This is a genomic window from Methanobrevibacter ruminantium M1, from assembly GCF_000024185.1.
GTDB lineage: Archaea > Methanobacteriota > Methanobacteria > Methanobacteriales > Methanobacteriaceae > Methanobrevibacter > Methanobrevibacter ruminantium.
On record NC_013790.1, the window covers coordinates 189,171 to 212,145 of the forward strand.

Annotated in this window: 19 protein-coding genes and 1 riboswitch; of the genes, 8 read left to right on the plus strand and 11 right to left on the minus strand. The window is 33.0% G+C overall.

Going from position 1 to position 22,975, the window contains the following annotated elements; all coding sequences use genetic code 11:
* Nucleotides 1–495: 495 nt before the first annotated feature.
* A complete protein-coding gene (locus tag MRU_RS00450) occupies nucleotides 496–1,818 on the plus strand; it encodes an amidohydrolase family protein (protein ID WP_012954895.1) in 1,323 nt (440 codons plus the stop codon).
* 233 nt (nucleotides 1,819–2,051) lie between these two features.
* Here MRU_RS00450 and tfrA read toward each other — a convergent pair whose 3' ends face one another.
* The 3 genes from tfrA to MRU_RS00465 all read right to left on the minus strand — a co-directional run bounded on the left by tfrA (nucleotide 2,052) and on the right by MRU_RS00465 (nucleotide 7,271).
* Nucleotides 2,052–3,707 (minus strand): fumarate reductase (CoM/CoB) subunit TfrA, encoded by a 1,656-nt coding sequence (tfrA, locus tag MRU_RS00455; RefSeq protein WP_012954896.1) that lies wholly within the window; start codon nucleotides 3,705–3,707, stop codon nucleotides 2,052–2,054.
* A 107-nt stretch (nucleotides 3,708–3,814) separates the two neighbouring features.
* Nucleotides 3,815–4,456, minus strand: coding sequence for a 3,4-dihydroxy-2-butanone-4-phosphate synthase (gene ribB / locus MRU_RS00460; protein ID WP_012954897.1), 642 nt, complete (start codon nucleotides 4,454–4,456; stop codon nucleotides 3,815–3,817).
* 210 nt (nucleotides 4,457–4,666) lie between these two features.
* Nucleotides 4,667–4,805: riboswitch (FMN riboswitch) on the minus strand.
* Nucleotides 4,806–5,207: 402 nt separating this feature from the next.
* A complete protein-coding gene (locus MRU_RS00465) occupies nucleotides 5,208–7,271 on the minus strand; it encodes an Ig-like domain-containing protein (protein WP_012954898.1) in 2,064 nt (687 codons plus the stop codon).
* A 267-nt stretch (nucleotides 7,272–7,538) separates the two neighbouring features.
* Between MRU_RS00465 and MRU_RS00470 the strand changes: the two genes are divergently transcribed.
* From MRU_RS00470 to MRU_RS00480, 4 genes are all read left to right on the plus strand, one after another.
* The gene (locus tag MRU_RS00470) at nucleotides 7,539–7,922 is read left to right on the plus strand and encodes a hypothetical protein (RefSeq protein ID WP_012954899.1); all 384 of its coding nucleotides are present in this window, start codon (nucleotides 7,539–7,541) and stop codon (nucleotides 7,920–7,922) included.
* A 268-nt stretch (nucleotides 7,923–8,190) separates the two neighbouring features.
* Nucleotides 8,191–8,427: a hypothetical protein gene (locus tag MRU_RS00475; protein WP_012954900.1), complete on the plus strand. Its 237-nt coding sequence runs from the start codon at nucleotides 8,191–8,193 to the stop codon at nucleotides 8,425–8,427.
* A gap of 512 nt (nucleotides 8,428–8,939) precedes the next feature.
* Nucleotides 8,940–9,104, plus strand: a complete 165-nt coding sequence (locus MRU_RS11820) for a hypothetical protein (protein ID WP_012954901.1) — start codon at nucleotides 8,940–8,942, stop codon at nucleotides 9,102–9,104.
* A 164-nt stretch (nucleotides 9,105–9,268) separates the two neighbouring features.
* Complete coding sequence (locus tag MRU_RS00480; protein WP_012954902.1) at nucleotides 9,269–10,015, plus strand: nitroreductase family protein; 747 nt, start codon at nucleotides 9,269–9,271, stop codon at nucleotides 10,013–10,015.
* A 234-nt stretch (nucleotides 10,016–10,249) separates the two neighbouring features.
* Here the strand turns inward: MRU_RS00480 and MRU_RS00485 are convergent, their stop codons facing one another.
* On the minus strand, nucleotides 10,250–10,921 hold the full coding sequence (locus tag MRU_RS00485; protein WP_012954903.1) for a methyltransferase family protein: 672 nt from the start codon (nucleotides 10,919–10,921) through the stop codon (nucleotides 10,250–10,252).
* A gap of 247 nt (nucleotides 10,922–11,168) precedes the next feature.
* On the opposite strand from MRU_RS00485, the gene dusB reads away from it, so the two are divergent.
* Nucleotides 11,169–12,158 carry a tRNA dihydrouridine synthase DusB gene (gene dusB, locus MRU_RS00490; protein ID WP_012954904.1) on the plus strand — a complete coding sequence of 330 codons (990 nt, stop codon included), beginning with the start codon at nucleotides 11,169–11,171 and terminating at the stop codon, nucleotides 12,156–12,158.
* Between the two features lie 317 nt (nucleotides 12,159–12,475).
* On the opposite strand, the gene mmp11 is transcribed toward dusB, so the two are convergent.
* On the minus strand, nucleotides 12,476–13,414 hold the full coding sequence (gene mmp11, locus MRU_RS00495) for a methanogenesis marker protein 11 (RefSeq protein WP_012954905.1): 939 nt from the start codon (nucleotides 13,412–13,414) through the stop codon (nucleotides 12,476–12,478).
* A 244-nt stretch (nucleotides 13,415–13,658) separates the two neighbouring features.
* Nucleotides 13,659–14,090, minus strand: a complete 432-nt coding sequence (ribH, locus tag MRU_RS00500; RefSeq protein ID WP_012954906.1) for a 6,7-dimethyl-8-ribityllumazine synthase — start codon at nucleotides 14,088–14,090, stop codon at nucleotides 13,659–13,661.
* Nucleotides 14,091–14,619: 529 nt separating this feature from the next.
* On the opposite strand from ribH, the gene MRU_RS00505 reads away from it, so the two are divergent.
* Entirely contained in the window at nucleotides 14,620–15,819 is a 1,200-nt protein-coding gene (locus MRU_RS00505) for a glycosyltransferase family 4 protein (RefSeq protein ID WP_012954907.1), read from the plus strand.
* A gap of 126 nt (nucleotides 15,820–15,945) precedes the next feature.
* Nucleotides 15,946–17,133, plus strand: a complete 1,188-nt coding sequence (locus tag MRU_RS00510; protein WP_012954908.1) for a polysaccharide pyruvyl transferase family protein — start codon at nucleotides 15,946–15,948, stop codon at nucleotides 17,131–17,133.
* Between the two features lie 98 nt (nucleotides 17,134–17,231).
* On the opposite strand, the gene MRU_RS00515 is transcribed toward MRU_RS00510, so the two are convergent.
* From MRU_RS00515 to hacA, 5 genes are all read right to left on the minus strand, one after another.
* Nucleotides 17,232–18,227, minus strand: a complete 996-nt coding sequence (locus tag MRU_RS00515; protein WP_012954909.1) for a glycosyltransferase family 2 protein — start codon at nucleotides 18,225–18,227, stop codon at nucleotides 17,232–17,234.
* A 49-nt stretch (nucleotides 18,228–18,276) separates the two neighbouring features.
* On the minus strand, nucleotides 18,277–19,827 hold the full coding sequence (locus tag MRU_RS00520) for a hypothetical protein (RefSeq protein WP_012954910.1): 1,551 nt from the start codon (nucleotides 19,825–19,827) through the stop codon (nucleotides 18,277–18,279).
* A gap of 100 nt (nucleotides 19,828–19,927) precedes the next feature.
* The gene (locus MRU_RS00525) at nucleotides 19,928–20,914 is read right to left on the minus strand and encodes an isocitrate/isopropylmalate family dehydrogenase (RefSeq protein ID WP_012954911.1); all 987 of its coding nucleotides are present in this window, start codon (nucleotides 20,912–20,914) and stop codon (nucleotides 19,928–19,930) included.
* Between the two features lie 142 nt (nucleotides 20,915–21,056).
* Nucleotides 21,057–21,539, minus strand: coding sequence for a 3-isopropylmalate dehydratase small subunit (locus MRU_RS00530; protein WP_012954912.1), 483 nt, complete (start codon nucleotides 21,537–21,539; stop codon nucleotides 21,057–21,059).
* Between the two features lie 33 nt (nucleotides 21,540–21,572).
* Nucleotides 21,573–22,850 (minus strand): homoaconitase large subunit, encoded by a 1,278-nt coding sequence (hacA, locus tag MRU_RS00535; RefSeq protein WP_012954913.1) that lies wholly within the window; start codon nucleotides 22,848–22,850, stop codon nucleotides 21,573–21,575.
* Nucleotides 22,851–22,975: the final 125 nt, after the last annotated feature.

Consider the following 22,975-nt stretch of genomic DNA (forward strand, 5'->3'; position numbering starts at 1 on the left):
GCCCGCAAAACCTTGACCAAAATTTTTATTTATTTAGGTGTTAATTAGGCTTTTTATGCTTAATTAGCCTTTTAATTTATTTTTTAACTTTTCTTTACTTTTTTTACTTTTTTAAGTTTTCTTTATCTTTTTTTTCTAGTTTTTAATTTTATTTTTCCAAATTCTATTTTTACAATGAATTAGTTTTTCTCTGAATCCTATTTTGTAAATTTTATCATTCTAATTTTCAAAATGATCCAAATTATTAAAAATCTTTAAATTACTTTAAATTAATATAATTATTAGAGGTTGAATTTCTTTTTAAATTCAATTTAACTTTTAATCAAATTTTAATTTTTATAATCATTATTAAGAATAAATAATAAAAATTCTAATTTTTATAATTTATTTAATAATTATAATCAATGGATATATAGATTTCATTAATTTAAAAATTAAAATTATAATAATTCTTTAAGTATATTAAAACTAGACTCATTTAAATAAGGTGTTTTAATGGAAAGTCAAAGTATATTAATCAAAAATGCAAGCATATTAAATCCAATTGGTGATGGAAAAACAGAAGAGTTTAGGAAGGATCTTTTGATTGTTGATGATAAGATATCTCAAATTGATGAGGATATAGATGAATCCAATGCAGATAAGATTATAGACGCTAGTGATAAGATATTGATGCCTGGATTTGTCAACACACATACTCATATTTCCATGTCTTTGCTTAGAGGCATAGCAGATGATTTGGAACTTGATACATGGTTGAATGACCATATATGGCCTATGGAAGCACATTTAAGTGAAGAGTACTGCTATATCGGAGCTCTTCTTGGTGCATGTGAGATGATTAAGTCTGGAACCACCACATTTTCAGACATGTACTTCTATATGGATGGAGTTGCAAGAGCTGTTGATGAGATTGGAATGAGAGGGGTCCTTTCCTATGGAATGATTGATTTTGGAATTGAGGAAAAACGTGAAAACGAATTTAAGGAAAACATATCCTTGATTAAGAAGCATAACAACACTGCAGATGGTAGGATAACTGCTCGATTCGGTCCTCATTCTATCTATACAGCTTCAGTTGACCTTTTGGAACGTGTCAGAAAGGAAGCTGACAAGTACAATGTAGGCATTCACATTCATATGAACGAGACATTGAAGGAAATCAATGACTCTAAGGAAAACCATGATGGAAAAAGGCCTTTTGAGCTATTGGACAGCATTGGATTTTTGGCTGATGATGTGGTAGCTGCACACTGCGTATGGCTTGATGATGCTGAGATAAAATTGATTAAGGACAATGGAGTTTATGCTTCCCATAATCCATGTAGTAATATGAAGCTTGCATCTGGAGCAGCTCCTGTTGCTGAGCTATTGTCTCAAGGCATTTGCGTTGGCCTTGGAACTGACGGTGCAAGCAGCAACAATAATCTTGACATGTTTGATGAGATGAAGTTTGCAGCACTTCTTGGAAAGGCCTCTACACTTAATCCTAAGGTATTGACTGCTGAAGAGGTGGTTAATATGGCAACTATCAATGGTGCAAAGGCACTCAATATTGATGCAGGGACCATTGAAGTGGGCAAAAAGGCAGATATTATTCTTGTTGATGCAAATAGTCCTAACATGACTCCTATGAGCAATACACTTTCATCTAATCTTGTATATTCTGCTAATGGATCTAATGTTGATACAACTATCTGTAATGGTAGGATCCTTATGGAGAATAGAAAGATGGTGACTGTGGATGAGGAGTTAATATTATCCGAAGCAAAAAGAGCTATTAAAGAGATGAAAGAGTTAAGAGAGGCTGATGAATAGAGTTTTCTATTCATATTTATTTTTTTAATTTTTAAGTTTGTTTCTTAACTTACGAACTATTATTTCTTGGATAAAAAAAGGCGGAATGAATCCGCCAGCAGGAAATCAATCTTAAAAATTAAGATTGACACTTCAACACATAATCAGTATTATATTCTTTTTATTATTTAAACCTTTTTTTTAATTGATTTAATCAATAAAATAAAGGTTTAAAATTTAAATTATTATTCTAGTTATCTTTTAGCAAACCTTATCTTGCTTTTGCTCATGACTATGCTCTTTTTCCAAGTGTCATTAGTCTCTGGGAAGTCTTCTCTGAAGTGAGCTCCTCGGCTTTCCCTTCTAAGTATTGCTGATTTAACTATAAGGATGCATATCTCAACCATGTTTGTGACTTCAAGAGCTGTTATGAGAGACTCATTGAATTGGGTTCTATCATCTACATTAAGGTCATTAAGTTCATTTTTCATCTCAAGAAGTCTTTCAAGGGCGGACTTAAGGTTTTGCTCATTTCTGACAATGGATACTTTCTCCCACATCAGGTTTTGGATTTCCTTTTTCATATCCAATGGGTTTATTGAGCCTTCCTTGATTAATGATTTTATTCTGTTCTCTTCATCTTCTACTGCTTCATTATTGTATCTGAACTCAGCAATGTCTGTTGCAGATGCTGCAGATGATCCTGCAATCTTACCAAATACTTGAGTGTCTGCAAGTGCATTTCCTCCGAGTCTGTTTGCTCCATGGACTCCTCCACAGACTTCTCCAGCTCCAAATAGGTTTTCCACATTTGTGCTTGCGTCTGGGTTTATTCTAAGTCCTCCCATATGGTGGTGGGCAGTTGGGGCAACTTCCATTGGCTCTTTCCTTATATCCACTCCAACATCAAGGAATTGCTCTAGCATTGTTTCAAGTTTTTCCTCTATTAGTTCTCCGTCAAGGTGGGTCACATCAAGGTATACTCCTCCATGCTCGGTTCCTCTTCCTTCCATGATTTCATTATAAATTGATCTTGCTACAACATCTCTTGTTGCAAGTTCCATTCTATCGTCATAGCGGCCCATGAACCTTTCACCTTCGCTGTTTATGAGCTTTCCTCCTTCTGCTCTTACAGCTTCGGTTACAAGGACTCCCTTTCTTGAATCTGGATAGACCATTCCTGTAGGGTGGAACTGAACCTCTTCCATGTCGATTAGGTCTGCTCCGGCATTCCATGCTATTGCAAGTCCGTCTCCGTTCTTTTGGGTTGTGTTTGAGCTGACAGGGTATAGCTGACCAGCACCTCCGCTTGCAAGAATGACAGCCTTAGCCTGGAAGAAGATTGTTTCACTTGTCTTAAGGTCAAGTCCTACTGCTCCGATGACCTTTGGCATAAAGGATTCAGCAGGGTCAAGTATAAGCTGTGTAATCATCACTTCATCCATAGTTTTTATGTTTCTCTTTAGGATTTCCTCCTTAAGGGCAGTCATAATCTCATGGCCTGTTCTGTCTCCCTGGAAGCATGTTCTTCTATAGGTTTGGCCTCCAAATGGTCTTTGGTTTAATTCTCCAGACTCTTGTCTGTCGAACAATGCACCATACTCTTCAAGGTCGCTCAAGCGTTTTGGTGACTCGTTAACCAATATGTCTACTAATTTAGGGTCATTAAGGTATGCTCCACCTTTTAAGGTGTCTTTTATATGTGCTTCGATAGTGTCTTCAGGGTCAACAAGTCCAAGTGCAGCGTTGTATCCACCTTCAGCCATGCCTGTACAACCAGAGCGGAATGAAAGTCCTTTAGAAACTATTAAAGCTTCTTTGCCCTCATTGGATACTTCTATAGCTGCTCTGCAACCAGCTCCTCCTGAACCTATAATCAAAACATCTGATTTGATAATTTTACTTTCCATAATTTCCCTCATTAGTTTTTTAATTGGATAATTCTTAGTTTTTTAATTAATTAATTCTTAATTTTTAATTAAAATAATGCATAGTCTTTTAATTAAATGATAGTTTTTTAGATGTCATTTTCCTTACGATAAGCAATTATGTCTTCAATTGTAACTACAGGCATGTCATGCTCTGCTGAAAATTCAATTACATCAGGCATTCTTGCCATTGTTCCATTTGGAAGGGTGATTTCACACAATACGCCACATGGATTAAGTCCTGCAAGTCTCATAAGGTCAATTGTTGCCTCTGTATGACCGTCCCTTTCAAGGACCCCTCCAGGTCTTGCCCTAAGTGGGAATACGTGACCTGGGTGGTGTAAATCGCTTGGTTTTGCATCCAATGCAGATGCTGCTTTTACTGTAGTTACTCTGTCTGCTGCAGATACTCCGGTTGTAACACCTTCTGCAGCTTCAATTGTTATTGTAAATCCTGTACCATAGGTACTTGTATTGTTTTCAACCATTAATGGAAGTTCAAGAGCATCAGCCTTATCTTGGGTTAGGCATAAGCATACGATTCCGCTTCCTTCTCTTATGAGAAGTGCCATCTGTTCTTCAGTTAAATGTTCGCTGGAGAAGATCATGTCTCCTTCGTTTTCTCTGTCTTCGTTATCTGTTACGATAACTCCATTTCCTGCTTTTATTGCTTCTAATGCTGTTTCTACTCTTTCTATTGGACTTCCTTTTAATCTTTCTTCTTGATTCATAGTAAAGCTCCTTTGTTGTTTATTTTAAAAGTTTTCTAGATTCCAGTTACTAGAATCAGGGCAAAAAAAGGATATTTTTTAAGTAAATTAGTGATTTATTATAAATATAAATATAAAATAAATTGATTAAAGGTAATGCTCTTTATTTTGGATAAAAAGACCTAATATTAAATAAAATATTAAATAATCTATATTTATTTACTTAAATTTTCATATTCTCTTCCATCCGGACTTTCACCGTCGGTTTTGGACTTTCACCAAATCAACACATCTGTGCTCGTGGACTTATCACTTTTTTGTTTTATGAATTACCACCGGTGGAGAATTTCACTCCGCCCTGAGAACATATTTAAATATATTTTTATTGATTTAAATAGTTTTATGTATTCTTTTATTAAATCGCTTATTTGGACATATAATATTTTGATTAAAAAAAGTCTTTAAAAATTGTTAATTGTTTATTATAAATGGTAAAATTAATAAATTTGTATATAAATGCCGTAATGGTTTTTATTTATGAAAATAGTTTAATAAATGGGGGATTTGTCTATTGTAGGCTTTTTAAGTTATAAAAAAGATTTTAATAAATTATATAATTAAATATTCATTGGATTTTTAAGTCATAAAAAGAGGATTTTAATAAATAAAATTATGATTGGATTGGAATTTTAACTAATTTAAAAGAAAATTTTAAAAAAAAAATAAAAAGTTAGAGAATCAAATTCTCTATCTTTTAAACTTCGACTTTAATCTATTTAACCTTCACAGTTGTCTTTGCACTTTTCTTAAGATAAGTGATTTGAACTGAATAGGTTTTTCCCTTTTTAAGCTTTTTAATAACTGCTTTACCGATTTTTACTTTAGCCACTCCATTGCTATTGGTTTTAGTGGTATAGGTTTTTCCATTGAATTTAAATGTGACCTTTTTATTTTTAAGCTTTTTAGTACCATTTGTAATTGTGGCAGTTAAAGTAAAGCTCTTAGCAGTCTTTTTAACTGTAACGCTTTTAGTGCTTATTTTCACATAGAAGTATATGCAGTTTGAACAGCTTCCGGAAAATACATCTCTGCCAAGTGATGCCTTATTGTCTGTAAAATTACATTTGCTTACTTTAAGACGTTTTTTATCAGAGACTGTATGATTAAATTCATATATTGCCCCTCCTTTGCTGGCAGTGTTTTTTGTAAAGATTGAATCCTTGATTGTTGCTGTATAATATTTCATTTTGGAAACCCAAGTCTTATTTACATAGCTTCCGCTTAATTCATGGCATCTGAAATAAACTGCGCCTCCATATTTAGGGGCCTTATTGTTTGTAAACTTGGACTTTGAAATATTTAGGTTTTTATTTGCAAATACTGCGCCTCCATGTTCGCCAGCCTTATTGGAATTGAATGTACAGCCATTAATCTTTATGTGGGTAAATGCATAGATTGCTCCTCCTCCACGGCCTTTGGCCACATTTGAGCTAAAGCTGCAATTATTTATGCTGTCCCATCCATAGTTTATGTTTATGTTCAATATATAATCTATAATAAAGTCCATATTTCCATCAATGACCTTATCTTTATAGATGTCTTTAAAGATATTTGTGCTATTTCCTATTTTAAATGAAAATACTGCTCCGGCATCTCCTCCTGCAGTGTTGTTTTTAAAATTGGAATTTTTTAAAATCATTTCGCCTACAGAATTGATGGCTCCTCCGCAGGTTTTTGCATAGTTGTTTTTGAATGTGCACTTGTTTACTGTCAGATTTCCATAGTTAAATATGGCTCCTCCATAAAGGTCTGTCTTTCCATTGGCGAATACTATATTGTTTAATGTGACCTTATTGTTTCCAGTCAATCCAAAATGAATGAGAAAGATCCTTGATGCGGACAGTCCGTTTATGGTGTGTCCGTTTCCATTGATTGTAATGCTTTTCTTGATTTCAATGCCTCTTGTGCTGAATCCTTCATCATAGCTATAATCCTTATCTAGGCTTATTGTAGCGCCATTTGGGGCAGAATTGATTTTATACTGCAAAGCGGTAAAAGTTCCATCGTCAATTGGCTCTGATTCTTTTTTAGATGAATTTATTATCTTGCTTATTACATCGCTAAGGACATCTTGAAGAGAGCTGTAATTGTTTGATTGAAGATAGCTTTTAATTCCATCCTCGATGGAAGGGTAGTTGTTTTCCTCTAGATAGTTGTTAATTTCTTTTATTAGGGTGCTGAAATTGTTTTCCTCTAGATAGTTGTTTATTTCTTTTTGTAAGGCCTTATAGCTATTTTTCAAGATATACTTGCTTATTTCCTCTTTTATGGCATTGTTATTGCTTTTCTTCAGGTAGTTGTTTATTTCTTCCTTTAGGGCAGTGTAGTTGTCTTTCTCGAGGTAGCTGTTTATTTCTTTTATTAGGTAGCTAGTGTTAATTTTTATAGGAGCAGCGTTATCTCCGTATTTTGAGCTAAACAAACTACCGTCTGCTTTTTTATTTAAATCATCATCAGATTCTTGTACTAATAAGCCCTCATCAGATTCTAGATTATTATTATCATTATCAGATTCTTGAACTAGTAAATCTTTATCTGACTCTGGATTATTATTATCATTATCAGATTCTTGGACTAGTAAATTTTTATCTGACTCTTCATTTAATTCTTTTAGATTATTATCATCTTCAAGGCTTAATAAGTCCCCATCTGCCTCTTTGATTAGATTGTCACCATCACTTATGGTTGTATCATTTATATCACTAGCTGCAACACTTGCAATAGTAAATAAACAGATAATTAAGCATAAAATGACAAAACTCTTTTTAATTTTCATGTTTTCTCCTTTTAAGCCATGAATTTTTTTATTTAAATCATGACTCCATTTCCAAATTTAAATTTTATTAATATTATATATTTTTATCTACGACTTATAAATTATTAGTATTCTTATATATTAAACAAGTAGTTAATTAAATTTTCTTTATTTTTCCACTTTTTTAAAAATTCATCATATTTTTGTATTAATGAACATTTTTTCATAAGTTAAAAATCAAAATCCATATTAATAAGATTTATTAAATTATTATTATGGAGGTTTTACATGAGTTTAAAAAGTAAAGCAAAAAAGATCGGTAAAGCAGTAATTTTCGTAAAATTGTTTGAAGATTTAATGGCAAATAAGGACAAAAGGGAAGAAGACATTGCTAAATTAAGAATACACATTGAAGAATGGAAAGCTGAAGCTCCAGATGATTTAAATGCTATTTTAGCAGCTATATTAATGAAAGCTCCAGATTCTTCACCAGATGAAATCAAAGCAGAATTCGAACAAGCTAAAGCCGAATATCATGCTGAAGATGAAGATATTCTCCCATGGTTTGAAAGCCAAATAGAAAACATTACAAAAGAGGGAGAAGAAGCTGAAGAAGAGGCTGAAGAAGAAGCAGTCGAAGTGGAAGTTACTGAAGAAGAGCCTGAAGAATAATTTTAAATTATCTTTTTAAACTCTTTCTTTTTCTTATTTTTCTATTATTTTATTTTTCTATAATTTTATTTTCCTATTTTCCTATCTTTCTATTTTTCTTTTTTTAATTAATTAATTTATATCTTTACTCTATTTTTTCAATTCTCTTTTTATTATTCTTATTTTTCCATTTAATGATGCAAGTAAGCGTTTACATTCGAAAAGCTTTATATAAATTCTTATTCAAATATTATTTGTAGAAAAGAAAAAAATTAAAAAGGACGATACTATGGATAATAAATTTATAATATTGCTTTGCTTAGTGACTGTTTCAGTTTTTATAAGTGCTTCATTTGCTTTTGGCAATGTTCTAAGCAATGCAGATAACGGATCTGTGCAAACTTACAATAGTCATAAGGATATTTCCTCTCCAAATATGGATTATAAGCATCCTGGTGAACTTATTTATGGGGGCTGTGGTGGAAATCAAAATATTCAAACCGATGGGCATATTTGCGAGAAATAAAGTTATCCGAGACGGCCTTATTTAAAAAAATCTCACATTAATGTTTTAAGATATAATATCTCTCCAAATGGCAGCGCTTATCCGGTGCTGCTAATTCTTAAAAAAAATAACTTAATTTATTCAAATGGTGGAAAATTGATTTTCCTCCATTTCATTCTTTTTTTCTTAAATTCTTATTTGTATTTTCCTAACTAGTAATCGGCTTCACTAATTTTCATTAAATGTTCTTTTTAGATGTTTAAATCATTTTTAACAATTTTATTTAAAAAATGAGCCAATAAGGATTTTATGTTTTAAGTTGTTTGCAAGGAAAATTATTAAAAAAAGCTGTAGGGGTGGTTGGCATGGAAGACATGATAAGTGTTATCAATTTGCTCTTGCAAATGATTAACGTAACTTTTGTTATGTTGATGTATTTCAAGAGCTAAGTAGGGAGGGATAGTTTATCCCTTCCTAAATTGGTAATATTATTTTGTCTTTCATATATATAAATAGTTTTTTGGAGGTAAATCATGAATTTGATATCAGTCATTATATATCTCATAATTCTTATTTTTGGAGTATGGGTGCTTTATAGGGGCTATAAAAAAGGAATGGAGTTTGGAAAGTTCCAGTATGCATTTATTGTTTGCTTAAGTGCCCTGTTTATTTGCTTGCTTTATAGCCTATTTAATTAAATTTTAATTTCCTTTTTTTCTTTTTTTTAAGACCAAACTCTTTTAGCTTTTATTTTCAATAATTGATTAACTCTTTTAACATTAAATATAAATTCTAATTTTATTAAACTATTATATGTGAAACCACTCATAATTTTATAAAAAAATAGATATTGTGATGTTTTATGGGCCCTGAAGATACAATATATGAAAGCCAATCCCTTGAAGATACAATATACAAAAGAAAATCAGTACGCTCTTATGAGGATGCTCCATTGGATAACGAGACAATAAATGAAATAAGAGATTTTATAGAAAATGCAAATCCTCTCAATCCTAATATAGAATGGAGCTATGAGATTCTTCCTAAAGAAAAAATAAGCACAATGATGAGATGGAAGGCTCCACATTATATTGCCATCTTTTCAGAGGATAAGGAAAACTATTATCAAAATATAGGATTCATATTCCAACAGGTGGACTTGTTTCTACAAAGCAAGGGGATAGGCAGCTGCTGGATAGGAATGGGAAGTCCAAAGGATTATAAGAATCCACATGGTCATAAGTTTATCATTTTGATTTCATTTGGAATGAGCGAAAGAATCTACAGAGAAATGAATCAGTTTAAAAGAAAGGATATTGATGCAATATCCGATAATAAGGATGAAAGACTGATTCCGGCACAGTTTGCCCCATCTTCCATGAATACCCAGCCATGGTACTTCACTCATAATGATGACGGTAGCTTCGACTTATACAGGGTAAAAAGGGGAGTCCTTAGAAACAGGTTTATGGGAAGATGGAATAAGATTGACACTGGAATAGCCCTTGCACATCTTTATGTGGCAAATAGGGACAACTTTAGCTTCTATATGAAGGACAATCCTAAAGAATTGAAAGGCCATATATATGATGGAAGTTTTGAAATTTAGGTTCTTTAGCTTATTTTTTGTTTATTTTAGTTGAACTTATAAGTTCACTTTTTTTAAATTTTTGCACTTTTGTAACTTGTAAGTTCATTTTTTATTAAATTCAGTATTTTTGTAACTTATAAGTTCACTTTTTTTAAATTTTTGCACTTTTGTAACTTGTAAGTTCATTTTTTATTAAAATTAGTATTTTTGTAACTTATAAGTTCACATCAAAAAGGCTTTTTTTTTAAAAAACTACCACAAATATGGTATTAATCTATATTTTACCCTTTTTTCATACTCCACATATCCATCAAGCTCTTCTTCTAAAAGCTTTTCTTCGTTTTTTATTCTAAAGATTATGATTATTGGATAAATCAGCATGACTATAAATGAAAATATGCTATCCAATACCAATGGCATTGATAGAAACAGGAATATTGTGGAAGTGTACATAGGATGACGCACAATGCCATAGAGTCCTGTGTCAACCACATTTTGACCCTCATTCACTTCTACTGTTCGAGAGAGGTATTCATTCTCCCTAAGAACCTCTGCATACATGATATATGCAAGGAGAAATATGACTGAAGCAATGATTATAATCAAGCTATTGAGCTTAAACCATCCGAATCTAAAGTTTAGCCCTGCAAGAATAAAAGCAAGAAGAAAGATGATTGCGCTAATTAAGATCACTATTTTTTGCTCTTCTTCCTCTTCATCAGCATTCAATCGTCTTCTTAGAAGCTCTGGACTTTTGATAAACATGATGATTCCAGCAAAAAACATTGGGATGAAGAGTAATGCTATAAATAGCCATCCGTTCGGGTAGTTGAGAGTTCCAGCGGGAATAAAAAGAAGTGCGCATATTATAATTAGGCCAATGAAAAATTTGCTAAATGCCTGTAAAAATAGTTTATTGTCCATCCTATCACCAACTATAATAATCTTTAATTTTTTTAACATAAATCTTTTGACTTTTTGACTAAATTTAATTTCTTAGATAGTCTTTCGGTAAAATAAGTTAAATTTTTTAAAACTATCTTTTGTTTTTGGAATAAATTAAATATTTTCAAAATAAATATATTAATCATTGATTAAATGATTGATTTAATGATTGATTAACTGATTGATAGATAATTGATTTAAGATAAAATGATTATAACTGATTCATATGAAGTGGAAGATTGGAGATGTAGAAATAGACAATCAAGTGGTTCTAGCCCCTATGGCCGGAGTATGTGACTCTGCATTTAGAACCATAGTCAAATCTATGGGTTGCGGGCTTATAGAAACCGAAATGGTTTCAGATAAGGCAGTCATGTATGGCAATTGGAAAACTAAGGAAATGTTATATATGACAGACTATGAGCGCCCTATCTCTCAGCAGATTGTCGGATCTGATATTGAATCTCTCACTTTTGCTTCCAAATACATCCAAGACAATACAAATGTTGATATCATAGATATCAATATGGGATGTCCTGTAACTAAGGTGACAAATAGGGGCAAGGCTGGAAGCGCATTGCTAAAATCTCCGGATAAAATAAAATCTATTGTAGAATCTATTGTAGACTCTGTAGACATTCCTGTTACTGCAAAGATTAGAAGTGGATGGGATAAAAGCTGCATAAATGCAGTTGAAATAGCAAAGATTATTGAAGATGCAGGTGCATCAGCCATTACTGTTCATCCTAGAACAAAGGACCAGGCTTATTCTGGAAAGGCAGATTGGTCTATAATTAAAAAGGTTAAGCAAAGCGTTAATATTCCGGTTATTGGAAATGGAGATGTAAGAACTTGTTTTGATGCAAAAAGAATGTTGGATGAAACTGATTGCGATGCAGTGATGATTGGAAGGGCTGCACTAGGCAATCCTTGGCTTATTAGAGATTGTGTAAATTATCTGGATAATGGGGACTTGCCTATGGAAGTTACAATAGAAGAGAGAATGGATATGTTAAAAAGACATGTGAATCTATTGCTTGAAAATAAGGGAGAAGAGTTTGCCATTCCTAAGATGAGAACACATGCTGCCTATTATGTTAAAAAATTACCTCGCACTATTGAGCTAAAGCAGATGATATTTAAGATGAATACAAAAGAGGATCTTTTTAATCTATTGGATGATTATGTGGATTCATTAGATGAATTAAAAAGGTAATTGTCTATTGTATAGTTTATGTTTATTCTTTAGAGGGGTAAAAAATTAGGTTTTATTCTATTGTATATTTATTTTATTCAATAGACAAATTAGAGTTTGGAAAACTTATTTATTTTATACAATAGGAAAAATTTTAAGTTTTTATACTTTTAATTTTTTTTATGCAAGAAAAATTTGGAAAATTATAAAAAAAAGTTCTAGTTTTTAACAAAAAAGTAAAAGTTTAGTCTTTAAAAGACAATAAAAAAAGTTTAATGTTTTTGAAATTAATCAAAACATTATTTTATCTAGTAATATAGTTTATAGCTTATTTTTATTTAATAATAAACCTTAACAGCCTCATCAACATCATCATAAAGGCCAAGTGCTGCAAGTGCCCCTACTTTGCCTTGTTCTCCTGTAACTGCAAGAAGTGGAATGTTAAGTTCTTCTGCTAGCTTTTCAGCTGTTTCAACATCCATCATGCCGGTTTTTGTAGCCATAGCATATTCCCTAAGCTTAGGTGGGATTCCAATTCCTTCAAGGATGGCTATTGCAGTCTTATCAGACAATGTGTCGTGCTTGAGTATTTCAATAAGCCTGTTTATTAGATTTTCTTTTTCTTCTTTGAGTACAGCAAATGTAAGCGCTATAGAAACACAGTTTTGAGTCTTATGAGGATTATGAGGGAATAATTGAACGATAATATGGTCAAGGTATTCATAGCCTTCTTCCTTTAATTGAAGACCAATATTATGTGCCATAGTCCAGGTTGCACCTGCATCCTTAACGTCTGTATCGTCTATTCCGATTACAAGCTTTTCGTATTTAGGAGTTACTACTGTGGCTTTTCCTTCCTTGCTTCCTCCTCCGACTTCAAGAAGCTCTATGTATTTGACACCTTCTCCCATGCCTCTGCACATTCCAGCACCTACTCCAGCGCCAGCTAGACCTCCGTGGGTGACTTTGACTTCATTCTTTTCTTCGTCAATTGCAACCTCTTCAATTCCAGCAGCATTTATGCTTGCCTTAAGGTCTAATGGCTTTTTGCCTACCTTACAAAGATAGGTGTGCTTGTTTCCATCCCTTTTAGCATCTATGATAAGTTCGCTGCTGTGTTGGTATTGGTATAACAGCCAGTTTGAACCGCTAGGGCATGGATGGTATTCTATAAGTTCTACTTTATCTCCATCAGCCATGGTTATGACTTTTTCATATGGAGCAATCCATGGGTCATTAAATTTCTCTTTTAACTCTTCAGGTTTTAAAATTTCCATATTATCACTTAAACCTTTAAAAAAAGTTTTTAAAAAGGATAATTCTTGTAAAAATTAATATAATGTCTTTTAAGATAATAATTAGTTCTTAATGTAATGTCTTAAGATATATTTTGATTAAATTAATTCTTATTATAATTTTTATGAAAAAAAGTATTAAAAGAATTCAAATGAATTCTTTTTTTTAATTTATTATCTTTTAGACTATTTTTTAATTTATCTATCTGATTTAGATTAGATTAAATTATATGTCTTGTAATCTGTCACACATTTTAACAGCTGCTTCAACAGCGTTTTTACCATAGCTAACTCTTCTGTGTGCATCTAATCTGGTCATTCCAGGACCGCTGATTCCAAGGGAAATTGGTTTGCCCCATTCTAAGGATAAGTCAGCTATCTTACGGGATGCATGTTGAGCTACAATTTGGTCATGATCTGTTGCACCTTCAATTACAGTACCAAGAGTGATTATACAGTCAAGGTCGATTCTTCCTTCTTGGTCTGCTTCTGTAAGTTTTTTGATAGCAAGTGGCATGTCAAATACGCCAGGGACCATTACAATCTTTGTTATTTCACAGTCACGAACTTGAGCTTCAGCTTTAGCAAGCTCTAACATCATGTGAGTGATATCATAATTAAATTCAGCAACAACTGCTCCTATATTATATTTTACCATAATTCTTCCTCCAATAAATATTCTATTAGTAATTAGTTTAAATTAATTTATTTAGTTTATTTAGTTTATTTTGTTTTATTTTTCAGTTACAATAATAATTATCCTTTAGATTTACATTACCATAACGATAAAACTTGCTACAGCACTGAAAACCATAATTAAGATAATAAATATTGCTGCGATTTGTGCTCTACTCATTTCAAATCTCCTTTAGTTTTGCTTAATAATACATTACTTTAATATATTTATATAATTATTTATAAATGTTTATTTTTTATGATTCTTTAAGGGAATTTTTATAAAAATACTGGACCTTAAAATCTATCTCCAAATAGTTTTTCTTTTGAACTAATCATACCTTATTCTCTTGAAAGTATTCAAATCATTAATTTATTCAAAATCATAAGGAGAAAAAGTATTCAAATCATTAATTTATTCAAAATCATAAGGAGAAAAAGTATTCAAATCATTAATTAATTATATAAATCATAAAGAATAAAGTTTTAATAAATAGGATAAGGGTGTTTTAATGTCTATTAATAAGTCAAAATCTAATTTAAGCCTAAAAAATAAACTTAAATCTTTATTTAGTGGCAATTCCAATAAAAGCAGATATCAATCCAAACTAATAAGGGGGGACTTCGATTCACTCCATGACTTGAATATAGCATATGTCTTGAAGGGCTTTCCTACACTTTCACAGACTTTTGTTTCAAATGAGCTTAGATATTTGGTTGAAGATGGCTTCAATGTAGTTGTATTCTGCTATATGGATCCTGCAGACTTGGTTGAATTGGATTTTGATTTGGAAGTAATTCGCTTTGATGAGTCAGATGACCCTACTGGGAAATTGGAGCAATTACTATTGGACTATGAGATAGACATAGTGCATACCCATTTTGTCTATCCTCCCTGTACAGAATATACATTTCCCGTTTGCGATAGGCTGGGAATTCCTTTTACAGTATTTGCACATGCTGTTGACATCTTCAAATATGATGTCGATAAAATTAATAGGGTTGATGAGATATCCAAAAGCCCATTCTGCAAGGGAATTCTTACATTGAGCAACTATCACAAGAATCATTTGATTGAAAGGGGAGTGGATAAGGATAAGATTCATATTACAAGGCAGGCTACTGACTATGAGATAGAGGAGCTTGAATTGAAAGAGAGGAATGTGAGAAATATTGTAAGCATTTCCCGTTTTGTTGAAAAGAAAGGAATTGATGTCTTGATTGATGTGGCAGACATTCTAAGGGATGAGGATTATGAGTTTTCCATCTATGGATTTGGAGGACTTGAAAAGGCATATCAAAGGCAGATTGATGAGTTGAATCTAGATAATATTTCCATTAAGGGGCGTTTGGACGGTCCTCAAGAGGTAAAAGAGGTCTTTGATAAGGCAGATATATTGGCGTCTCCATGCAGAATAGCTGAAAATGGCGATAGGGATGGAATTCCTACGGTCATATTTGAGGCAATGGCCTATGGAGTGTGTGTATTGACTACAGAGGTTTCAGCAATCCCTGAAGTTATTGATGATGGAAGGAATGGTTTTATTGTTCCTCCAGACAGTCCTGAAATATTTGCAGATAAGATTAGGGAAATTGCTAATTTGTCCCCAGAGGAACGCTTTGAAATAGCTAAACAGGCACAAGTGGATGTTCAGGACACTTCCAGTGTTGATGAAACTATGAAAACACTTTTTTTAACTTGGAGTTTGTAATGATTAAAAACTTTAGAATTGGGTTTTATTTATTTATTTAGAATTATTGGTAATTATTCGGTTTAATTTATTTATTTATTTTTATTAGGATTAATTGAATTTATTTTACTGTTTGGTGGATTGAAAATGAATTATGCTTTAATGGTTTACAACTATACAACAAACTTAGGCAATGAGATACAGACAATTGCTGCTAGAAGATTCCTGCCTAAGATAGATTACTATATCGATCATGAGAAGATAAATCTCTTCAATGAGGAGGATAATGTAAAGATGATTATGAATGGATGGTATCTTGACTGTGAAAAGGCATGGCCTCCATCTGAATCAATCGATCCTCTCCTTATCTCCATGCATTTCAACACCACTTCAAGCAATAAGGAAAGGTTAAAAGCTCTTTTAAGCGATGAAAGCATAGAATACTTTATGAACCATGCCCCTATAGGTTGCAGGGATTATTCAACAGTTGAGTTTTTAAATGAGCAGGGAATAGATGCATACTTTTCCGGATGCCTTACATTGACATTGGATAATGGCAAAACTAAAGAGGAAAGGGAATTGGATAAAGGACAGGATTATATTGTTGTAAACTCTGAAATTGCAGATGAGATCATTTCTTTTTTAAAGGATAAGACAGATAAAAAGATCTATAGGATTCAGCAAGACATGATACCATCATTTGACACATCATTTCCAGAATCCATGCCATTATGGCTTTATAACCTTAGCTCCTTTTATGATTATGAGGAAAAGCTGTTTATGGCTGAAAATCTTTTAAGGATATATGAGAATGCCTCTTGTGTAATCACCGACAGATTGCATTGCGCCTTGCCATCTCTTGCCCTAGAGACTCCAGTGATGCTATTGAACAATAGGGGATTTAGGGAAAGGTTTGATGGATTGAGCAATTTATTGCTGGAGAGTGACATTGATAGCTATGAATCCAATTATAATATCTTTGATGTGGACAATCCTCCTGAAAATCCCAAGGACTATTTGAAAATACGTAAGGATTTGATTGAAAAATCTAAGAAATTCACCGGACATATCAACAATTCTTATTACTCTGATATTTCACAGAGGGAAATATTTGAAAGAAATAACTTATTATTGTCTAGAAATGCCATTGGAACTAGGGATTATATTAGGAATGTCTTAAAAAGAATGAGGCAGCATGAGAAGGACATTTCCAAAAAGGAAGAGATCATTAAAAATCAGGAAGCTATTATTGATAAGCAGAAAAAGATGATTGATGAGATGAAGGGGTCCAATAGCTGGAAGATAACTTCTCCTCTTAGAAAGATTAGAAAATAAGTTATTTTTTAATTGGAGAAATTAAATAAGTTTTTTATTTTTAGATTGATATTTTTGGAGAATATCATAAAATTATAGGCATTTAATTGCTATTTGACCTAATATTCTGGATTGTTCTTTTTAAATTCCTCATAATTGTCATACTTAATTACATCTAAAAAGAACTTTTTCTTCTTTGGACCTAGATTATCAAGATAATCCTGATAATATTCTGTATTTTTTATCTTCTCATAGTCTTCTTTTATTAGATTGAACAACGGTTCCTTAGCATCTTCAGTTATGTCCATAAGAGCCATTCTTGGACCATTTATCTTGTATGCGATAAGGTCGAACTTATAGTCATCATAGAACCCATTGTCTATGAATCTTCTCATTAGTTCGCATCCCGCTTCCACAGTATCCAGATAATTTGCATCTACCACATGGGTGATTGAAGCATTGTGCTTTCGTCTGTAATAAAAATGATGTCTGATTATTGAAATTCTCTCTGCCTTAAGATAGACATAAAAGAAGAAAGGCATGTCTTCAAAATAGATTCCTTCTGGAAAGCTTGCATTTATTGACTTTAAAAAATCATTTCTATAGATCTTTTGGCATGAACTTACTGATAAGTCAAATAGAAAGTCTTTTGTTTTCTCAGGTGTAAATACTATACCATCAAAGCTTTCATCAAGGTTGTTTAGATTAAACCAGTCGTTTTCGTATATTCGTCCTGTTGCATCATCATAATTTATCATCTGATACATGGTTATGTCTGTATCCTTTGATTTCGCCTCATTGTATGCTATCTCAAGAGCATCTAATCTGTACCAGTCATCTCCATCAAGAAATCCCACATATTCTCCTTGGGCAATTGCCATTCCTTTATTTCTGCTTGCTCCAAGCCCAATATTTGATTGGTTTATTACAGTGATTCTTGGGTCTTCTTCAGCATATTTCTCTATGATTTCTGGTGTTTTATCGGTGGATCCATCGTTTATTATGATTATTTCTATGTCTTTAAGGCTTTGGTTTGTTAGACTGCATATGGCCTTATCGATGAATCTCTCTTCATTATATGCTGATAAAATCATGGAAACTTTTGGTTTGGTCATTTTTACACCAATATTGTTTTATTAGTTTAATTAGAATTATTTTAATTGATTATTTCACTATCTTTTTAATTTGGTACTTTAAAGAGCCTTTTGAAGACTTAAGATACTTCAAATCCTTTTTATACTTCTTGTTTTCTTTCTTTAGTTTCTTATTTTCCATCTCTAATTTTTCATTTTTCAAGTTCAGTTTCTTTGCCTCATCTGCAAACAAGCCTCTTCCTCTTGTTCCATTAAAAAGATGATTTAAATGATTGGTTCTACCCTTTAGGTAATTATTTTCATTTATCAGTTCAACTATCTCATCTTCACTCATTGCACTGGCTCTTTTAGCTAAATAATCATTATCCTCGAATGGATTTTCTTTCAATCCATCATCTATCTTACTAGAATCTTTAACTATCTGATTGAAGGTCAATTTAGCTGAATAGAAGTCATTAATATAAGATTTATATTTTATTTCATCTAATCCATCCATTATGCTGTCCTTTTCACAGATTCCCCATATGTCTCTTCCGCTTCCAATATAATCAGCTATTTTAGATGGGCGGTATGGATTTATCTCAAAGTTTCCCTTTGTCTCTGTATCATTTACAAGGAGAATGTCCAATTTGGTAGATAGATTTAAAAATTCAAGCAATGAAACCTTGTCATTCACTATGATGTTCTTGCTTATCTTTAAGTTGCCTGTAAGTCTTTTTAGGTTATCTCCATGGTTTAGGAAGAGATGGAATTTTACTTTTGACCTTATGTCCTCATTTAGGCTTTCGCAGGCATAGAAGATTGTTTCAAAGTTTCTCTTTCCAAAATAAGTTCCAAAGTATCCTATATTTATGCAGTCATCATCAATCTTATAGTCAACTTCCTTGATGTGGTAGTATTTCTCATCAAGGGTAGGGTGAGGATTGATTTCAGACTTTGCCATGACCATGTCCTTTACATCATAAGGGCATTGATTAAGCATTATCTCCCTTTGGTTTGGGTTTGTAAAGCGTATCTTGTCGGCAAAGACATATGCTATATATTCGCATATCAAGTATATGAAGTCGCTTTCCTTAATATGCTCCAGATTTTGTCCGGTTCTTTCATTGACCTTGTCGATTTCATTATTGATTCTATCGATGTATTCCTTATTGTCTAACTTGAATCTTCTATCCCTTGGCTTGTTTTCAATGTTCACAGTTAAGGGATCTGAGAATTCAGCAGTCCAGAATGTGTCTGGGTGCTTTAATTTATATTCCAAAGCTAAAAAATTAGGCTGGAATCCCCAGGAACGTGTAGTTATTGTTTTATAGTTGGGATTTGTCTCTTCCAGTTTTTTCAATCCCTCTGTTATATAATTTCTAAAGGTCTCATTAAGCTCCTTTTTACTCATTTCATATTCGAAATTCTTTATAATGATTCTGTTATCTATAATCTCTTCTGCAATTTCGTTAAAGTCATTATCAAGGGGCTCTTTAATCACTGTATGGCAAACATCATATCTCTTGCCGCTAAGCAGGGCTCTTTTTGCAAGTATGATTCCACTTACATCATTCATAGGAGGGAATTTGTTTGCTATTAATAGGTCTTCTGCTTGTTCTTTTTTGTTATTGTCTTTCATTTTATCCCTTGATAGTTGATTAGAGTTTAATTATTTGAAATTGTAAGATTAGTGTGTATTTTAATATTTTAATTTTTAATATATTTTAGGGGTTTTATTATTATAATTTGCTTTTTATGGCCTCACTAACTTCCATAGTTGTTGAACTGCCACCTAAATCTGGAGTTAGGCATTTTCCTTCATTTAATAGTTCAAGGATTGCATTATTTAACTTCTCTTCAGCTTCACTCTCACCAAGATAGTTCAGCATCATGACTGCTGAAAGCATCATAGCCAATGGATTTGCAATTCCCTGACCTGCAATGTCTGGGGCTGAACCGTGGACTGGCTCAAACAATGCTCCGTTTTCTCCAATATTGCCTGATGGAATCATTCCAAGGCCTCCTACAAGTCCTGCACCTTCATCTGATAGTATGTCTCCAAAGAGATTGGTTGTTACAATCACTTCAAAGCTTTCAGGTCTTGTTATGAGATACATTGCAGTTGCATCGACATAAAAATCCTCTGAATCTATTTCATCCTTATACTTGTCTGCTATTTCATTAAATATATCTCTAAAGAGACCATCTGATATTTTTAGCACATTTGCCTTATGAACTCCTGTAACCTTTGACTTATTGTTGTCCTTTGCATATTGGAAAGCATATTCTATTATTCTTTCGCTTGCCTTTCTTGTTATTATCCTTCTTGCAATTGCTCCTTCGGCTGTATATTCCTCTTCCTTTGCAATATACATTCCTTCTGTATTTTCCCTCACTATCATAAAGTCAAGATTTTCAAAGAGGGCATTTGTATTTGGATAGCTTTTAACTGGCCTTAGGTTAGCAAAGAGGTTCAGTTCCTGTCTTAGTCTTACGATGACATCTGCTGCAGTCTCTCCTGCAGCTCCGAATAGGCAGGCATCTGCATTTTTTGCAAGTTGGATGGTTTCATTTGGAAGGGCCACTCCGTTCTTTTCCAGACATTCGTCTCCAGCCTCACCATAAGTAAAGTTAAAGTCCACATCCAATGATTCTAAAACATTTATGGTTGCTTCCATTACCTCTTTACCTATTCCATCTCCAGGAATTACTGCAATTTCGTACATTTTTCAATCTCCTTTACTATAATAGATAATAAGTTTAAACTCTCGCTAATTTTGTATTTATTGTTATTTAAAAAAATAATATTTATTTGTTTTTTAATATGATAAATATAATATTTTTTTTCTTTAAAATGATAAATAATTGTTATTCATTCTGTTTTTTAAGATAATTAATCAATCCGCCTTCTTCAAGGATTTCCAACATGAATGGAGGCAGCTTCTTAAATTCATACTCCTTTCCGCTTTCAGATATGATAATCCCCTTTTCCATATCCACTTCTATTTCCTCTCCATTTTCAATGGCAGAACTTATTCCAGGAGCTTCTAGGAGGGGAACTCCCACATTTGTTGCATTTCTATAAAAGATCCTTGCAAAGGATTCGGCGATTACTGCAGATATTCCACAGCCTTTGATTGCTATTGGAGCATGCTCCCTGCTTGATCCGCAGCCGAAGTTAGTTCCTCCAAGGATGAAATCTCCAGCGCTTACTTTATTTTTAAAGTCAGGGTCCAATCCTTCCATGCAATGCTCGGATAGCTTTTCCTCATCAGTATAGATTAAATATCTTCCAGGAAGTATGATGTCAGTATCAATATCATTTCCAAATTTCCAAACTTTTCCTTTCATTTTATCCCCTAAGATGGTTTGTTTTTCTTTTTCTTATTTAGGAACACTAATTCTTCCCTCAATTGCTGATTGTGCAGCTACTTTAGCGCTTGATAGGTAAACTTCACCTTCAGGACTTCCTTGTCTTCCCTTAAAGTTTCTGTTTGATGTAGAAAGACTGACCTCTCCAGGACCTATTAGTCCTGTATGGCCTCCAAGGCATGGTCCACAGCATGGTGCTGAAACAAGGGCTCCAGCTTCCACAAATATCTTGATTAATCCTTCATCCAATGCCTTCATATATGTTTCCCTTGATGCAGGAATCACGAGCATTCTAAGGCCGGATGCTATATGCTTGCCTTTTAATATCTTTGCGGCATCCCTTAGGTCTTCAATTCTTCCGTTTGTGCAAGAACCTACAAACACTTGGTCTATTTCAATGTCGCTTAGCTCGCTTGCTGGCTTAACGTTATCTACATTATGTGGGCATGCGATTTGTGGCTCAAGGTCGCTAACATCAATGTCCATTGTTTCAAGACTGGATGAATCCTCATCTGTTTTAAGATTGGACTTTTCAATGAATGCCTTTAATCTGTTTTTGTTTTCGTCCTTTACCCTGTCCTTAAGGTATTGATAGGTTACATTATCAGGCTCAATTATTCCGGTTTTTCCTCCCATCTCTATAGCCATATTGGATAATACCATTCTATCTGAAATGTTCATAGTGGATATGGTCTCTCCCTTGAATTCACAGGACTTGTAGGTTGCTCCATCTGCCCCTACCTGTCCAATTATATTAAGAATCACATCCTTTGCAGATGTATTTTCCTTAAGGATTCCCTCTATATTGAATTGAATGGTTTCTGGAACCTTAAACCATAATTGCCCGGTGGACAATACCATAGCCATGTCTGTAGAGCCTATTCCAGTGGAAAATGCTCCAAGGGCACCATATGTTGTGGTATGTGAGTCTGCACCAACAATAACAGTTCCTGGAATCACATGGCCTTTTTCAGGTAGAACCTGATGACAAACTCCTTCATAAACATCATAAAAGTTTTTTATATCCTGCTCTTTTACGAACTTTCTCATTAGGATATGATTGTTTGCAGAGTCAAGAGAATCTGCTGGAACTTGGTGGTCAAATGGGATGACGATCTTTTCATTGTCCCAGACCCTTTCAGTTCCTATCTTGTTAAATGATTCAACTGCAAGAGGTCCAGTCAAATCATGCATCATGGCTATGTCAATGTCAGCCATGACTATATCTCCAGCTTCAACTTGTCCTTGTCCTGAAGCTCTTGATAATATCTTTTCAGCAATTGTTGACATGTTTTCACCTATGTTTTTAAAAATAAGTTAAAATAGTTAGTTAGAATGAAAAATGAATGATTTTATTATTTTTTAATCTTTTTTATATTTAAATAAACCCTTTTGAAATCTTATATATTTAAAGA

What these genes read in the sequence shown, in the direction of transcription:
- MRU_RS00450 (WP_012954895.1), top strand. Translation starts at nt 496, where the DNA reads ATGGAAAGTCAAAGTATATTAATCAAAAATGCAAGCATATTAAATCCA.
- tfrA (WP_012954896.1), bottom strand. Translation starts at nt 3,707, where the DNA reads ATGGAAAGTAAAATTATCAAATCAGATGTTTTGATTATAGGTTCAGGA.
- ribB (WP_012954897.1), bottom strand. Translation starts at nt 4,456, where the DNA reads ATGAATCAAGAAGAAAGATTAAAAGGAAGTCCAATAGAAAGAGTAGAA.
- MRU_RS00465 (WP_012954898.1), bottom strand. Translation starts at nt 7,271, where the DNA reads ATGAAAATTAAAAAGAGTTTTGTCATTTTATGCTTAATTATCTGTTTA.
- MRU_RS00470 (WP_012954899.1), top strand. Translation starts at nt 7,539, where the DNA reads ATGAGTTTAAAAAGTAAAGCAAAAAAGATCGGTAAAGCAGTAATTTTC.
- MRU_RS00475 (WP_012954900.1), top strand. Translation starts at nt 8,191, where the DNA reads ATGGATAATAAATTTATAATATTGCTTTGCTTAGTGACTGTTTCAGTT.
- MRU_RS11820 (WP_012954901.1), top strand. Translation starts at nt 8,940, where the DNA reads ATGAATTTGATATCAGTCATTATATATCTCATAATTCTTATTTTTGGA.
- MRU_RS00480 (WP_012954902.1), top strand. Translation starts at nt 9,269, where the DNA reads ATGGGCCCTGAAGATACAATATATGAAAGCCAATCCCTTGAAGATACA.
- MRU_RS00485 (WP_012954903.1), bottom strand. Translation starts at nt 10,921, where the DNA reads ATGGACAATAAACTATTTTTACAGGCATTTAGCAAATTTTTCATTGGC.
- dusB (WP_012954904.1), top strand. Translation starts at nt 11,169, where the DNA reads ATGAAGTGGAAGATTGGAGATGTAGAAATAGACAATCAAGTGGTTCTA.
- mmp11 (WP_012954905.1), bottom strand. Translation starts at nt 13,414, where the DNA reads ATGGAAATTTTAAAACCTGAAGAGTTAAAAGAGAAATTTAATGACCCA.
- ribH (WP_012954906.1), bottom strand. Translation starts at nt 14,090, where the DNA reads ATGGTAAAATATAATATAGGAGCAGTTGTTGCTGAATTTAATTATGAT.
- MRU_RS00505 (WP_012954907.1), top strand. Translation starts at nt 14,620, where the DNA reads ATGTCTATTAATAAGTCAAAATCTAATTTAAGCCTAAAAAATAAACTT.
- MRU_RS00510 (WP_012954908.1), top strand. Translation starts at nt 15,946, where the DNA reads ATGAATTATGCTTTAATGGTTTACAACTATACAACAAACTTAGGCAAT.
- MRU_RS00515 (WP_012954909.1), bottom strand. Translation starts at nt 18,227, where the DNA reads ATGACCAAACCAAAAGTTTCCATGATTTTATCAGCATATAATGAAGAG.
- MRU_RS00520 (WP_012954910.1), bottom strand. Translation starts at nt 19,827, where the DNA reads ATGAAAGACAATAACAAAAAAGAACAAGCAGAAGACCTATTAATAGCA.
- MRU_RS00525 (WP_012954911.1), bottom strand. Translation starts at nt 20,914, where the DNA reads ATGTACGAAATTGCAGTAATTCCTGGAGATGGAATAGGTAAAGAGGTA.
- MRU_RS00530 (WP_012954912.1), bottom strand. Translation starts at nt 21,539, where the DNA reads ATGAAAGGAAAAGTTTGGAAATTTGGAAATGATATTGATACTGACATC.
- hacA (WP_012954913.1), bottom strand. Translation starts at nt 22,850, where the DNA reads ATGTCAACAATTGCTGAAAAGATATTATCAAGAGCTTCAGGACAAGGA.